At 33.2% G+C, this 14,767-nt stretch carries 13 protein-coding genes; 3 read left to right on the top strand and 10 right to left on the bottom strand.

Features of this window, described 5'->3' with window-relative positions:
* Positions 1–197 precede the first annotated feature (197 nt).
* From DFQ10_RS16630 to DFQ10_RS16585, 10 genes are all read right to left on the bottom strand, one after another.
* Entirely contained in the window at positions 198–2,042 is a 1,845-nt protein-coding gene (locus DFQ10_RS16630; protein ID WP_115818576.1) for a PLP-dependent aminotransferase family protein, read from the bottom strand.
* Positions 2,043–2,133: 91 nt separating this feature from the next.
* Positions 2,134–3,036 carry a hypothetical protein gene (locus DFQ10_RS16625; protein ID WP_115818575.1) on the bottom strand — a complete coding sequence of 301 codons (903 nt, stop codon included), beginning with the start codon at positions 3,034–3,036 and terminating at the stop codon, positions 2,134–2,136.
* Positions 3,036–4,403 carry a DUF3696 domain-containing protein gene (locus tag DFQ10_RS16620; protein ID WP_115818574.1) on the bottom strand — a complete coding sequence of 456 codons (1,368 nt, stop codon included), beginning with the start codon at positions 4,401–4,403 and terminating at the stop codon, positions 3,036–3,038. Before DFQ10_RS16620 ends, DFQ10_RS16625 begins: the two co-directional genes overlap by 1 nt.
* A 485-nt stretch (positions 4,404–4,888) precedes the next feature.
* Complete coding sequence (locus DFQ10_RS16615) at positions 4,889–5,332, bottom strand: hypothetical protein (RefSeq protein ID WP_115818573.1); 444 nt, start codon at positions 5,330–5,332, stop codon at positions 4,889–4,891.
* Positions 5,329–5,889 carry a hypothetical protein gene (locus DFQ10_RS16610; RefSeq protein ID WP_115818572.1) on the bottom strand — a complete coding sequence of 187 codons (561 nt, stop codon included), beginning with the start codon at positions 5,887–5,889 and terminating at the stop codon, positions 5,329–5,331. The genes DFQ10_RS16615 and DFQ10_RS16610 overlap by 4 nt, the downstream gene beginning before the upstream one ends.
* A gap of 228 nt (positions 5,890–6,117) precedes the next feature.
* Positions 6,118–8,298 carry a B12-binding domain-containing radical SAM protein gene (locus DFQ10_RS16605; protein ID WP_115818571.1) on the bottom strand — a complete coding sequence of 727 codons (2,181 nt, stop codon included), beginning with the start codon at positions 8,296–8,298 and terminating at the stop codon, positions 6,118–6,120.
* A gap of 72 nt (positions 8,299–8,370) precedes the next feature.
* Positions 8,371–9,315: a tRNA dihydrouridine synthase gene (locus DFQ10_RS16600; protein ID WP_115818570.1), complete on the bottom strand. Its 945-nt coding sequence runs from the start codon at positions 9,313–9,315 to the stop codon at positions 8,371–8,373.
* An 86-nt stretch (positions 9,316–9,401) separates the two neighbouring features.
* Positions 9,402–10,289 carry a dienelactone hydrolase family protein gene (locus DFQ10_RS16595; protein WP_115818569.1) on the bottom strand — a complete coding sequence of 296 codons (888 nt, stop codon included), beginning with the start codon at positions 10,287–10,289 and terminating at the stop codon, positions 9,402–9,404.
* A 54-nt stretch (positions 10,290–10,343) separates the two neighbouring features.
* Entirely contained in the window at positions 10,344–11,243 is a 900-nt protein-coding gene (locus DFQ10_RS16590) for a DUF4476 domain-containing protein (protein WP_115818568.1), read from the bottom strand.
* An 86-nt stretch (positions 11,244–11,329) separates the two neighbouring features.
* Positions 11,330–11,920, bottom strand: coding sequence for an FMN-binding negative transcriptional regulator (locus DFQ10_RS16585; protein ID WP_115818567.1), 591 nt, complete (start codon positions 11,918–11,920; stop codon positions 11,330–11,332).
* A 114-nt stretch (positions 11,921–12,034) separates the two neighbouring features.
* On the opposite strand from DFQ10_RS16585, the gene radC reads away from it, so the two are divergent.
* From radC to DFQ10_RS16570, 3 genes are read left to right on the top strand one after another with little or no spacing between them, the layout of a single operon-like run.
* Positions 12,035–12,733: a RadC family protein gene (gene radC, locus DFQ10_RS16580; protein ID WP_115818566.1), complete on the top strand. Its 699-nt coding sequence runs from the start codon at positions 12,035–12,037 to the stop codon at positions 12,731–12,733.
* Between the two features lie 44 nt (positions 12,734–12,777).
* A complete protein-coding gene (locus DFQ10_RS16575; protein WP_115818565.1) occupies positions 12,778–14,073 on the top strand; it encodes a polysaccharide deacetylase family protein in 1,296 nt (431 codons plus the stop codon).
* Complete coding sequence (locus DFQ10_RS16570; RefSeq protein WP_115818564.1) at positions 14,070–14,756, top strand: YjjG family noncanonical pyrimidine nucleotidase; 687 nt, start codon at positions 14,070–14,072, stop codon at positions 14,754–14,756. Before DFQ10_RS16575 ends, DFQ10_RS16570 begins: the two co-directional genes overlap by 4 nt.
* The last annotated feature ends 11 nt before the right edge of the window (positions 14,757–14,767 follow it).

Raw genomic sequence — 14,767 nt, 5'->3', positions numbered from 1 at the left:
CAAGATGTTAATAGTAGATACAGCTTCTTCGGTTATGCTTCCCTCAGAATAACAACTAGTGAATAATTTAGTCTTAAAAAAAAATGTACCGAGAACCTTTAGTCAATCTAATAGTTCTCGATACATTCATGTATTCTTTGTTGCACTTCGAATCATTAAACACTCGAAATGATGTGCTAGGACAGGTTCAGTGATTCTTAAATCTTAGAAACAAATTCCAAAAACACTGCTTTATGCTTTTCCAAATCTAAATCTGGAGATAAGGACACACGTGCAATATAATCTTTGTCACCTTCTTTGGTAGTACCTTGTGTTGAGGTTGCAGGAATGGTCCAATAACAGCCTTTTAACTGTCCGTAACTCACGCAATACTTGCTTTCGTTAGGGATTTCGGTAATCATTAAATTGATTAATCTATGATTTAAAGCACGTTTATAAGTTTCTTTTTCTTCAGGAGTATTGCCTTTTGTAGGAAGGTCTAATGAAAACACTGAAGGAGTAAACCCTTGTGCTGCCAATTCTTCTGAAACAAAATTGATTTTCGCTTCTGGTAAGGTGTCATGAATAAAATTCACAAACTCACGTGTGTTTTTATAAGCCTCCGCAATACGCTGATTCATAGATGGTAATTGCTTAGCCAATATCTCGTATTGAAGCGCAGTCGCCTCATTATCGCAAAGCGTCAAATGCAATGCAATTTTATCCATTAAAGCATCTACTTTAGCATTTCCTACAATATAACCCGCTGTACATTTTCCACCACTCGGGAATTTAGAACCACTCGCATAAGAAATCGTACGCACTGAAGATAATATTTCACCTTCACCTAAAAAGTGCACATTAGGACAAAAGGTTTGATCTAATATAAACACAGGATCTATCGCGATGTCTCCAGAAGCCGTTTTACGTTCTTTGCTTAAAGCTTCTTTTAATTTTTGTAAATCCGGAACTTCAACACGCGGGTTGGTTGGGATTTCAGCAATGATATAAGGAATGGCATCGTCGTGGGCAATTTTATCTAAAACGGTATGGATACTTTGCACCATATCATTATCACCATCTACGGGTAAATCAACCACTTCCACATGATCTAAACAGGCCGCAACACGTCGGGCTTGGTCATTGGTGCCTCCGTAACAATTTGGTGGTACCACAAATTTAATCGCTTTACCTTTATGGTGTTCTAAGGAATAGTCTACCAAGCCCATCATAATGGCATACTGAACCGACAATCCGCTAGAACCGACTAAAGGCTGAGACGTTGTGCCATTTATCTCCTTAATAGAGTTTAAAACACTGGCTTTGTTTGCTTCAAGATGACTGTCTTCATTGGTAATCGGAGTCTGTTCGGTTAACGCTTTTAAAGCCAACAAACAATTCGCAGGAGTCATAGCAATCGTTTCGCGACGTCTCACATGCTGAATGTCTGAAATATAATGGTCGTTGTGACTGCCATTAACGATGAGTACACTTCCAAGGTGTGCGTGAAGATTGATATAAAAATCAATATTTACATTGTCCTCAATATGTGAAATGTCCTCTTGCTGCGAGATAAAAACAGTACTGCCTTTAAACTCTAAAATAGCGTCTGCACTATCCACTTTTATGACATCGAAATTATAACCATAAACCTGCTTGATGATGTCAGCATCAAAAAATTCTGGAAGTTCGCCTGTATATACAATTTGGGTCTTTTTGTCTTCTAATAAGTTAGTTCTCAAAATAGACAACACAGGAACCGTTTGTGATGAAAAACTAATCACCTGTTCTGGTTGTAGTCCATGTAAGTTGGCGATGGCCCATTCTAAAATACAAGATAAAGGATGCCCTAAACGAATATAATCGTAAGCGGTTGGTAATTCACTTAATGCCGATGGCTCAGTGCTATTGGCATTAAATAACAACTCAAACTCATCTAAAAACTGTGTTTTAGCTAATTTCTCGTTGTAAATATCTAAACGATGCGTGGTTAGACCTAACCAGTCAGTTGGCATGTTTTTTAATACGTCTTTTATGTAATTTAGGGTTTTATTGTCTTGCATAATTTTTTCTTTCAAATAGGGTTGCAAATTTATATTTATTAGAATTTAATGCAGCGAAAAGGTTTATTATAGAATTAAGTTATAGTGAAATTTAAATTTTCTTATAACTACTTATTATTCTAATTTTTTCTAAATATGTTTTTGGGCAATAATGTAAATTAATGTACCAGTTAGAGTTTTCTATCATAATTTGTGGAAAATCGTGAGGTATATTAATCACAATGTTATTGTAAAATATTGTTCTAGGGTGAAGATATTGTCGGTTATTACTTACTACATAACTAGCATTACTTCCAAAATACGTGTTAACTGATATTTTTTCTGCTTGAAGTTCACTAATGTTTTTTAATTCGAATTTTGAATATTCAGAAGTGCAATATGTAATCGATTTGCCACGTACTTTTTCGAAAATCTCACCAAAATTTAAATAATCACTTTGTATATAAAAACGCTTTGAAATAGGGTTTTTTAAATTTAATAAATCTTGTATAAAAATTTGAATTTGCTCATTTGATTTAAAATCTCGATAATCTAATCCTTGTTGTTCTGCTCTATTACTTTTTAATATTGCAGAATAAACCCAGTTTCTATTTGGCTTACAAATATTATTTATAATCAAGGTGCCTCTTTCAAGTTTTATATTATTTAAAGATTTTTCTTCATTTACAATTAGAAAATTAATTAGCGAACTCTTTTTGAAGCAATTATTAAAATCGACGGCATTCTTAATTACATTATAATCTTCTCTTATTAGTCTGTCATTATAGTGTAAATTAATAATGATATTGTTAAAGACATCAACATAATCTATTGAGTCATTTACCTCATTAGAAAGAACTGATTCAAAAAAGGCAGTCCATAAATGATTGTAAACAAAATCGTTTTGTAAGTTCATTACGATTTTGAAGATCTCAAGATAATTCTGATTAGGAATAATTTTATTTTGATTTTTGATATACTCAATCCAAAAATCTGGATGCGCTAAAATCACCATTAAAAAAGCTCTTTAACTAAGTTTACTGAGGAATCATAAAAGCCTGAAGGGAATTTTGGAATTAATTTTCCGTTTTCATTTATTTCATGAAATGTAATTTCAGAAATATTTTTAGGTTTTTTGAAGTAATATATGCTTATATCTTTTGATGTAAGATCTGCTGTTTCTTTCTTAACCATAACTTGAAGTTTTCTAATTAAATCCGTGCTATGGGTTTCAATGATATAAGTGTTTTTATCACCGACCTTTAAAAGTGTTTCAATAAATTTAGCTTGTAATAGAGGGTGAATATGTACTTCGGGCTGTTCGATAATAATAATTTCACCTCCTGTTAAATTACCAATCAAAGCTTGGAAAAGTATAGGGATTTGAAGAGAACTACCATATCCAACATCCTTAATATTTGACCAAACGCCGTCTTTGTTTACTTTTACTTGTAATTCCTTGGGGCCGAACTCGCTTGATTTAGTTTTTACTTCATGTAAAATTCCATATAGTCTTAAAGCTTTATTTAAATTGTTTAATAGTCCTTTTCTTACTTTTAAGTCAAACGATTGATCAGATAGAATATTAACAACGTCTTTTATATCTTTTACTTTATATAACCTTCCTTGTATTTCATTTTCATCGTACGCTCTTTCGGGTGTCGATGCAATTGGGTTGATATAGGAAATAGAATTTAATATCTCTAGAGTATAATTTTGCGATATGAGCAAGAATGCAATCTCATTGAAAATAGTATTATCCCAATCTGGATTTTTTTCTATTTTATTTTTAATATCACTACCTATAGTAATTGTTAGAAAACCATGCTGGTTGTATGATACGGAATCTAACTTAACTTCTTTATTTTGTTTAAATGACTTATACGATAAATCGCATAAATTCCCTTGTATTACACTATCACTTTCTTTTGATGACCTACTAATTATTAATTTACCATAGTATGGGTTCTCGATTGTGGTAGATACATCATTTGTGGTTTGTATATCTTTGTTGAATGAGAAGTTAAGATTAACCATTCTTTGATTCTCTTTCAAACTAAGTGCTTCAGCACAAAAGATTTTCCAATCTTCTTTAGAACCTAATTCACTATTAAAAAAGTTTATATAATTCTCACCATATGATAAATCAAATGATACATTTAATTCCTCATTATGGAAGTATACAAAATCATCAAATTTACCTAATTCAGAAGTATATCTAAAGCTTGTAGAATTGAGCTTGGTACTTCTTTTTAGAAATAATAAAAATTTTAATAGACTGCTTTTTCCTGAACTATTCTCACCTATCAATATGCTGACTTTTGTAAAGTCAAATTTTTGATTATTAAGTGATCTGAAGTTGTTTATTTTTATTCCAAACATATAACGAATATATGAAACGAAATTTGAATAAATTCATCTGTTAGAATAAATTTATGTTAAACTAGAAGTTTAAAATCATGGTGCGTGGTTTCTTAATGTTGTACTTAAATAATATTTTTTGTTCAAAAAGTTGTTGGAACAAAAATTGTATGAAACTAGAAATTTAAAATCATAATGTGAGTTTTTAAACGTTTACTAATCTAAGCCTTTTTTATTTAAAATAGTATATAAATAAAAATTATATTAAAACTAGAAATTTAAAATCATGTTGTAAAATGTGTTTTATCGTGGTGCAAAGGTAATCAATAAATTAAGTATAGCTTATATTATTAATAATGTTTTTTATAACAGTGTACTCAACTATTATGCCAATCTATCATAATTATTTAGCTGTTTAGATGCATAATTCATTTCCTGAAATTTAATTTTTTGTAAAAAAAATTGTCACATCGACATTAAATTACAATACTAAAACAATCAAAAACCTATTTCCCAGAACCAAAAGCCCTCTGCCACACCACAACAACCTTCCGCTTAATTTTAGTAGAGTTTGAGACTACAAAAGCAAAACCCATAGTAGTAAGTAAAGCAATAAAAGCGAGTGCGCCAAGTGCGCCTCCATAACCATCAAAGACATGGTTTTTAGTAATGTAAATAGCAGTGAATAGCGCTCCTGCTATGGCAAGTAAGGTATAACCTTTTAAGGTTTTAGAAGAAACCATACCTATAAACGAGGTGCCAACAAATACAATAGGTAAATGTTCTGATAAATATATATTGAGTAGGTTAGGGAAGGCGTAAAAAAACAGTCCAACAATTAAAGAGAGTAAAGCAGAAGCTTTTACAGCGCCAAGTCGTAAGTGTTCGCTAACAAAGTAGGTGAGTGTTGCGCCTAAAATTCCGGTGGTGATGAGGATAAATGTATTCATACCGTTAACGAATAAATTAAAGTCGCTGTGATGACACCAGCAAATGCCATGGTGCCTAATTTTCCGCCAACACCAAGAAATAAGTTTTTAGACATCATAAAAAACAAGCCTGCCAAAGTGCCTGCTGCGAGAACAAAACCAATAGACGGAGTGGTTGCGACACTAGACATCCCAACAAAAGCACCACAATAGATACTTGCTGGTAGTTGTTGTAAGTAGTTCGATTTTTTATTGAGCGATGGTACAAATGATGCCAAAGTACCCACAATACCCATAGCTAAAATACTTCCTAAACCTCCATGGATATTTAAGAGGTAACATAATACCGCACCAATTGGCACCCAAATAACGACTGATATTTTTTCGTAGGCGTAATCTTCGTGGTGTAAATCCAAGTAGCGGTATCCAAAAACGATGGTGAGTAAAATAACAAGGGCCGCTATAATTATGGCTGCGTTGGTTTCGTAATGCGCGTTTACAATCATGGTTAAAAATGTAACCTGTGTAAATAAAACAGTAGCGACCATTAAAAATCGAATGGCTTTATGTTTTCTCATTAAGAAATTTTAGATGTTTTGTTTTAGGGCTAAGTTTGTTAACTTAGTCTTAGAAGATGCAAAGGTCTAAGAAAATTTTTAAGAGGCAAATTGTTAGGTAGATATTTAGTATTACTCTCTTAGAGATTCAACAATCCAAAACATCAACAGTTTTTGAATTTCAAAAACACCCCTAAAGTCCCCTCAAGGGGACAATCTAAAGATTCAACTTTCTTGTAAAATAAAATCCTACAACACCAACAAACCAGAATCACGTAAAACATCAACAGGCTTAGCATACCAAAACAATTCAAAATCTTCAAATTGGGTTTCGAAACTGGTTTTTAACTGCTTAAACGATTGTGGTTTATGTTGAGGTGTGATGTCTTCTAAAATATCTAAAAGCCAAAGGCCTTTCTCTTTTTCTAGTGTAATCTGAAAGCTGTCTGCCGTATCGTGAAACGTGAATTCTAAGAAGTCTTTAGTGGTTCCTTTTTTCGTTTTTGAAAATTCAGACACTAAAGGCATGCTACCTAACCACACAATTTTTGCGGTGGGTTTAATGTTGAAAACAGGTTCTTGTGCTAATGAATTATATATAAAATCGGGATCGATTTCGGTTTCAGGGATGTCAAAGTCGAACCAATCTTGTAATGGAATATCAAACCCAATACCATGCATAAAATTAAAGAGTGATTTCTTTAATCCAAAACTAAATTGCGAATGATCAATTCCGGTAGAATCTATAAAATCGACATCATTATTCGCAAAACTGATGTTTTTATAATTGGGTGTAATGCCATAGTCTTCGGGATGTAAACCCACAGGACTGTGCGCTGTTAATGCAAATTGATGCCAGAAACCAGATTGTAATACACCAACTTCAAACAACTGACGTACCATTTCTAGACTATCTACCGTTTCTTGAATCGTTTGGGTTGGGTAGCCGTACATTAAATACGAATGCACCATAATATTAGCTTCTGTAAAATTGCGAGTTACTTGCGCCACTTGCTCAACGGTTACACCTTTGTCAATGAGTTTTAACAAACGATCTGAAGCGACTTCCAAGCCACCAGAAACGGCAATACAACCAGAGGCTTTCAATAAAATACAAAGATCTTGTGTAAAGTTTTTTTCGAATCTAATGTTGGTCCACCAGGTAACGCTGAGGTTGCGTTTTATGATTTCGAGCGCTAAGGCTTTCATCAAAGATGGAGGAGCCGCTTCATCTACATAGTGAAATCCGGTTTCGCCAGTTTGGGCAATCAGCGTTTCCATACGGTCTACTAAAAGCGAGGCAGCAACAGGTTCGTAAATTTTAATATAGTCTAAAGAGATATCGCAAAAGGTACATTTTCCCCAATAACAACCGTGTGCCATGGTGAGTTTGTTCCATCTGCCATCGCTCCATAAACTGTGCATGGGATTGGCAATTTCTATAACTGAGATATATTGATCTAATAATAAATCTGAATAATCAGGAGTGCCAACATCTGCTTGTTTGTAACCGGGTTGTGTGGTATTATTTTTATAAACGATGGTTCCGTTTTCGAGAATGAATGTGCGTTTGAATGTGGTTTCGTTATTAAGAACCGCGTTGTACAATAACTCAATAGGCAATTCACCATCATCTAAGGTGATAAAATCGAAAAATTCAAATACGCGAATGTCAGTAACAGACCGTAATTCGGTATTTGGAAATCCGCCTCCCATCGCAATTTTTATCTCAGGATAATTCGCTTTTATAAATTGTGCAGAGCGAAAAGCACTGTATAAATTCCCAGGAAATGGCACCGAAAAACAAATGAGTTTGGGCTGTGTGTCTTTAATCCGAGCGTCTAATAATTCTAATGTGATTTGATCGATGTAGGTTTCATCATCTTGCAGCTGTGCATATAGCGCATCAAAGGCATTGGCACTTTGGCCTAAACGTTCAGCGTAACGACTAAATCCAAAATCGGGATCAATACACTCTACAATAAAATCGGATAAATCTTCAATATAAAGCGTAGCTAAATGTTTGGCTTTGTCTTGCATGCCCATCGCACCAAACGCATAATCCATATCGTCTAGCTGTGCAAAACGCGAGGCTTGAGGAAGAAAATTGGTGGTGCAAATCTGTCTAGCAAAGGTTTGGTTTTTGCCTTGTAGAAATAAGATGATATCATCTAAAGATTTTAGATAATGCTCTTTTAAAGCATAAATACGTTCGCAATTTTCAGACTGAATACGATCATTATCGAAAGCAAGCTGAAAAATCTCTTCAAAAGTTTCTTTTTTGAACAACTCTAAAATCACTTCAATACCCAAATCCATTTGAAACGCGCCAATCCCTTTGGTGTTCAGAAAGCCTTTAAGATAGGCTGTTCCAGGATACGGAGTGTTTAATTGGGTAAATGGAGGTGTTATGAGTAAGAGGTCTTTCACTTGTTGAAATTGAAGTTGAAACTGAAAATGAATTTGAAATCGAAACAGTTTGATGCAAATATAGTTTGAAATCTACCCATTCTTCAAAATCTCACTAACAGCTTGTTGGTATGCTCTTGGGTTATTCGCCTTTTTGATTTTCTTAAACGTTTTTCTTGGGTCTGAAAACGACTGCGCAAAGTATTCCCAAAAGCCTTGCATTTTCATTTTAATCGGAGTTGGACCAGAAAGCGCAGCATCGTATTGCTGATATATGGTGTCATGGAATTCTCTAAAAATATCCCATCGGTTTTCTGGATATTCAGTCGTGTCGTTTTTAATCATACTTGGTAAAAACGGATCAGCAATTAATCCTCTACCAATCATAAAATGATCGATACTTGGAAAACGCGTTTGCATTTCTTTCAGCTTTGCTACAGATGTAATGTCACCATTGTAATACAATTTGTGTTTGGTGCTTTCTGTGCACTTTTGAAAAGCTTCAAGATTCACTCCTCCTTTATAAAGTTGTTTGCCAATACGTGCATGAATGGCAATATTTTTTAGCGGATAAGCATCTAGAATAGGGAAGGTGTCTAAAATTTCTTCAGGGTTTTCGTAACCCATGCGCATTTTCATAGATACCACAATGTCTGTTTCTTTATGGACGCGCTCTAAAATATGATTGATTTTTTCAGGATCGCAAATCAATCCAGAACCCATACCACGATTTGTTACCATTGGATAGGGGCAACCTAAATTCCAGTTCAACTCTTTATAGCCTAATTCCTGAATATAATCGACCACGAATAAAAACTCATCAGCGCTATTCGTCATAATTTGTGGAATGACTTCGAGTTCTGTATTGTTTTCGAGTTGTAAATCGAGTTTATAAGAGTTTTTAATAATTAACTTATTATTAAAACGAATGTAAGGAGCATAAAACGTGTCAATGCCGCCAAAATAGTGGTTAAAAGCATTCCGGAATCGGAAGTCTGTAAACCCTTGTAATGGTGATGATAAAAGCGTAATCGGCATTTCGTTTTATGTTTTTATGTGGATTTTTTTGCAGCCGCTAAATAACAAAAAACTAATGTATTATTCTGATGAACGTGCGTGGTTTATTATTTTAAATGTTCTTTAAAAAAAGCGATGGTGCGTTCCCAAGATAAAGTTGCTGCTGCTTTGTCATATCTTGGTGTGGTGTTATTGTGAAAACCATGATTGACTTCAGGATAAATATAAGCTGTGTATTCTATGTTATTGGCTTTTAAGATTTCTTCAAACGCTGGCCAACCTGCATTAACTCTAGTGTCTAATTCACCATATTGGAGTAGCAGTGGAGCTTTAATTTTTACAGCATCTTCAACTTCTGGTTGTCGTCCATAATACGGCACTGCAGCGCCTAAGTTAGGTAAACGAACGGCCATCATATTTGAAATCCAGCCTCCAAAACAAAAACCAACAACACCGACGTTGCCATCGCAATTATCATGATTTTTAAGATAATGATAAGCAGCAATGAAATCTTCTAGCATTTCCTGTTGGTTACGCTCTTTTTGCATTGCTCTACCGTCATCATCATTTCCGGGATAACCACCAAGCGGACTTAAAGCATCTGGTGCTAATGAAATAAAACCTTCTTTTGCGGTGCGTCTGCCAACATCTTCAATATATGGATTTAAACCTCTGTTTTCATGCACTACAATAACTCCAGGTAATTTGGTTTTGTTATCTTTTGGTTGAGATAATAAAGCTTTTATGGTACCACCTCCTTTTGGAGATTCGTAAGTAATAAAATCAGAATCTATGGTAGGATCATCAGGAGCTACTAATAAATTATCTAAGTAGTTAGGAGATACAAAACTTAATAAAGATGAAATGGTAATGCCGCCAACAGCATATATGGAAAGCTTTTCTACAAATTGTCTTCGGTTGAGTTTGTTGTGTGCGTAGTCATCGTAAAGATCAAATACTTCTTGTTTAATGTCTTCTTTTTTTAAGTCTTTCATAGTGCAGGGTTTTAATTATCTATTGAACAATAATTTTCTGCTAAAAATTTAAATCTAGTGTCCTAAAGATTCAATGTATTCGTTAAGGTCATCAATTGTGCTTTCAAACTGAAAGGCATCGTTAACTTTCCAATAATTTTCTGGATTAAAACAGAATGTATAAGCAAATTTTGCATACTCTAGTCTGGAGTCTTCAAAATCAAATAAACCTATAATTTGTGAAATCTGAGCAGACGTTAAGCAATTGCCTTTCGTAATTTGTTTTGCTAGCGTGAGTTTAGAATCTGAAAACGTTTTGTTCTTAATTGATGTTAGTGCTTGTGAGAAATCATTACGAGACATAGCATAGCAACCTGTGTCTTCTACAATAACTGTATTCGTAGGCTCAATAGTTGTAGTTGTTGTAGTTTGTGTGGTTGTGCTGCCGCCTGAATTAACATTGATTCCAACACCAATATTGGTGTCATTTGCATTTACACCAACGTTTATATTAATTTGGTCACCATTACCAGAAGAAGTTGTCGTTGTCGTAGTTTGTGTTGTAGTCTGAATAGGACCTAATGGTATAGCATTATAATGAATCACTGATACATTACTTGGAGGAGGTAAAATGGCTTGAAAAGGAGTAAATGAGAAAAAACGTAATTTCTTACCACGTTTTGTTGTTTTGATTTTATAAACAAACTCACCGCGTTTATTGTCAACATCTACAACCATAAGATGTTTCTTTTCAATGGTAGGGATAGAATCATTAGCAAAAATAATTTTAGTATCATAATACTCATTCACCAAGTAATCTACAGCAATATTAATTACTGGTTCTTCATTTTGTCTGACACTATTTAGAATGACATAAAAGGCATCTCCATCTTCCGAAAAAATAGTTAATCGAGATTCTTGAGCACTTAAAAAGATGCTAAATAAAAGTAAAGTTAATACAGTGATTTTTTTCATGATGATTGCTTTTTAAAATGTTTTAAATTCAAAACTTATGCCAAAAATAATAATTTATTAGAAGATGTTTTTTTACGAAATTCTTGTTAAAACACTTTATCCAAAAATAATTTTATACTTTCTTGATTTGCTCTTACCAATTCTTCACGAGCAGCTTCTATATCCTTTGGTTTTTTGTCTTGAGAGAGTTTAAATTTACCTTCCCAATGGGTAATTGTGATTTCAAACATTTCAATATAGTTAAGGTTTTTATCTAAACGCGGATTATCAGTCTCTAGAACATATTTATGATCTGGTGCCTCTAAAAATTCAGTCATTGTAATTAAGGATTGCTTAAGAGCAGCTTTACTTTCTATCGCTTTTACTGTTCCTTTGAGATGCACTTTAATGTAATTCCAAGTTGGTAGTTGTGTCGTTGAATAAATACTAGGAGAAATGTAACATTCGGGTCCTGCAAAAATGAGCGTGACATCATTATCTCCTTTTAATAGTTCAGCTTGAGGATTATAAATATTGATATGGCCAATCAGTTTACCTTCTTCATAAACTAAAGGTAAATGCGTAATTATGGGTTGATGGTCTTTTACAGAAATAACCGTTGCCAAAGGATAGGTCTTTATCACTTCAATCATATGATTGATGTTGTTGTCTTGATGTTGATTTGGTGGATAAGTCATGTGTTGTTAGCCTAAACTTGTTTCAGGATTTTTTTTTTTTTTTTTTTCTAAAATATATACTATAATTATTGCATTTAATGATACTCGAAATTTACAATTTTTTATCTTTAGTGCATGTCAGAGAAACCAACTTCGTTTTCAATTAAAAATTGGTCACAAGACGATCAACCTCGCGAGAAGCTCAGAGACAAAGGAAAAGCGTCTTTAAGTGATGCCGAATTAATCGCTATTTTAATCGGTTCTGGTAATAGAGAAGAAAGTGCTGTAGCATTATGCAAACGCATTTTTGCAAGTGTAGATAATAATTTGAATGCTTTAGGGAAATTATCTCTTTCTCAATTAATGGAATTTAAAGGTATTGGAGAAGCCAAAGCGATATCTATTGTTGCGGCATTAGAATTGGGACGTCGTCGTCGGTTAGAAGATGCTCTTCAGTTAGATAAAATAACATCGAGCCGTTCAGTCTTTGATGTCATGCAACCTATTTTAGGTGATTTACCGCATGAAGAATTTTGGATTCTGTATTTGAACAATTCAAATAAAGTAATTCAGAAAAATCAATTAAGTAAAGGAGGTATTACTGGGACTTTGGTTGATGTACGTTTGGTGTTAAAAAATGCGCTTGAGGTTGGAGCTGTTGCTTTAATATTATGTCATAATCATCCATCAGGCACTTTAAAACCAAGTCAGGCAGATAAAGATATTACCAAAAAATTAAAAGGTGCGGCACAGAGTTTAGATATTTCTGTTTTAGATCACCTTATTATTACGCAAAATGCTTATTATAGTTTCGCAGATGAAAACATTATGTAATATTATGACTTTAAACTTTAATTGGAATTCTGCAAACTGAAAATATGCTACTAGTTTATACACATAAAATAACACCACGTGTTACCTACACGTTTAAACATATATGCAAACGTATTTTGGGTATTGAGGTGCGCTTTACATCTAAAGTTGAAGATTTTATTGCGCATGATAGTCTTAAAATGTCCTACGCCAAACAGCCATTAAGTAATGAATTGTTTGTACAAAGTAATACGTTATTATTTGAAAATGGTTTGTCTGATGTTACGCTTAATGTGCAACAATGGGAACATACAAAAGGATTCTTTGCCACGGGAGAACGTAGTGATTTACCGTTTGATATTTTTGCTGCTTCTTTTTATTTATTGAGTAGATATGAGGAATATCTGCCACATGTAAAAGATGAGTATGGTCGGTTTTTAGCATCCGAAAGCTTAGCGTATAAACAAAAGTTTCTTAACCAACCTGTGGTTGATATTTGGGCTTATAAGTTAAAAGACGTATTAGCTAAGCGTTTTCCAGATTATAAATTTCCAGTGCGTAATTATAAAGTACAACCCGTTATAGATGTGCCAATGGCTTATTATTTTAAGCATAAAGGCTTATTGCGAATAATTGGTGGCACGTTGAATGATTTAAGACGGTTTAAGTTAAAACAATTATACTTTAGGTATTTAGTTTTATTTGGTTTTAAACGCGATCCTTATGATACTTTTAGATGGGTCATTAGAAAACAGAACAATTACAATTTTAAATTTATGGTTTTGTTTTTAATAGGAGATTATTCAACCTATGATAAAAATATAAATACTAATAAAAAGGAATTTGTTTCACTTATAAAATCTGTTGCAGATTATTGTGATGTAGGTATTAAAGCATCTTATTTAGCTTTAGATGATGTTGCTATTCTTAAAAAAGAGAAGCTTAAAATGGAAACCATTACTCATACGGATTTAAAGGCTGTACGCCATTCGTTTTCTAAGCTGAATTTACCAATATCTTATCGTAATTTGGTGGAATTAGAAATTAACCAAGACTATTCTATGGGATATATTGATACTTTAGGATTTAGAGCAGGTACATGTACACCATTTCAATTTTATGATTTAGATTATGAAGTCCAAACGCCCTTGCAAATTAACCCTTATCAATGTTTGGATTATGCGTTGTTAAAATATAATTCAGAACTAGATAAAACGGAGCATTTACAAAAAATAATAAGGGAAGTTAAAGCGGTAAATGGTACTTTTATACCTGTATTTCATAATTACGCTTTTAGTGATTTGGATCGCTGGAAGGGATATAGGTCATTATTTAATTTAATCTTAGAGTCTTCAGAATGAAAAGCCAAATAAAACATGTTTTTTTCGACTTAGATCATACCCTTTGGGATTTTGACAAAAATTCAAGTTTAACATTTGAAAAGATATTTAACCTAAATCAAATTGATGTAAAACTTGAAGATTTTTTGCCTGTTTACGAACCTATAAATTTAAATTATTGGAAGCTCTACAGAGAAGAAAAAGTGACAAAGTCTGCATTACGTTATGGCAGGTTAAAAGAAGCTTTTGATGGAGTAGGAGTTATGGTTGAAGATGATATGATACATCACTTATCGGAATCTTATATTGATTACCTTCCGTCATTTAACCATTTATTTGATGGCACTTTTGAAATTTTAGATTACCTGAAGGATAAATATGAATTACATATTATTACCAACGGATTTGAAGAAGCTCAAGAAAAAAAAATGACGACTTCAAATATTAAGCATTACTTTAAAACCGTTACTAATTCTGAAATGGTCGGAGTGAAAAAGCCTAATCCTAAAATTTTTAACTTTGCTTTAGATTTGGCTAAGGCTTCGCCTATTGAAAGTATTATGATTGGAGATAGTCTAGAAGCTGATATTGAAGGAGCACATAATATAGGAATGGACACCATTCACTTTGATTATAAAGATACATCTAGAAGTCACAAATATAAACGGATTACAAATTTAAGAACACTAACAACTCATTTATAAATATTACCATT

Origin of the sequence: Winogradskyella eximia, from assembly GCF_003386165.1 — a bacterium.
GTDB classification, from domain to species: domain Bacteria; phylum Bacteroidota; class Bacteroidia; order Flavobacteriales; family Flavobacteriaceae; genus Winogradskyella; species Winogradskyella eximia.
The sequence above is the reverse complement of the archived record's forward strand: the minus strand, read 5'-3'. Positions and strand labels throughout refer to the sequence as shown.

Bases quoted from the DNA above. Each gene is read 5' to 3' on its own strand.
- DFQ10_RS16630 (WP_115818576.1), bottom strand. From the start codon at position 2,042: ATGCAAGACAATAAAACCCTAAATTACATAAAAGACGTATTAAAAAAC.
- DFQ10_RS16625 (WP_115818575.1), bottom strand. From the start codon at position 3,036: ATGGTGATTTTAGCGCATCCAGATTTTTGGATTGAGTATATCAAAAAT.
- DFQ10_RS16620 (WP_115818574.1), bottom strand. From the start codon at position 4,403: ATGTTTGGAATAAAAATAAACAACTTCAGATCACTTAATAATCAAAAA.
- DFQ10_RS16615 (WP_115818573.1), bottom strand. From the start codon at position 5,332: ATGAATACATTTATCCTCATCACCACCGGAATTTTAGGCGCAACACTC.
- DFQ10_RS16610 (WP_115818572.1), bottom strand. From the start codon at position 5,889: ATGAGAAAACATAAAGCCATTCGATTTTTAATGGTCGCTACTGTTTTA.
- DFQ10_RS16600 (WP_115818570.1), bottom strand. From the start codon at position 9,315: ATGCCGATTACGCTTTTATCATCACCATTACAAGGGTTTACAGACTTC.
- DFQ10_RS16595 (WP_115818569.1), bottom strand. From the start codon at position 10,289: ATGAAAGACTTAAAAAAAGAAGACATTAAACAAGAAGTATTTGATCTT.
- DFQ10_RS16590 (WP_115818568.1), bottom strand. From the start codon at position 11,243: ATGAAAAAAATCACTGTATTAACTTTACTTTTATTTAGCATCTTTTTA.
- DFQ10_RS16585 (WP_115818567.1), bottom strand. From the start codon at position 11,920: ATGACTTATCCACCAAATCAACATCAAGACAACAACATCAATCATATG.
- radC (WP_115818566.1), top strand. From the start codon at position 12,035: ATGTCAGAGAAACCAACTTCGTTTTCAATTAAAAATTGGTCACAAGAC.
- DFQ10_RS16575 (WP_115818565.1), top strand. From the start codon at position 12,778: ATGCTACTAGTTTATACACATAAAATAACACCACGTGTTACCTACACG.
- DFQ10_RS16570 (WP_115818564.1), top strand. From the start codon at position 14,070: ATGAAAAGCCAAATAAAACATGTTTTTTTCGACTTAGATCATACCCTT.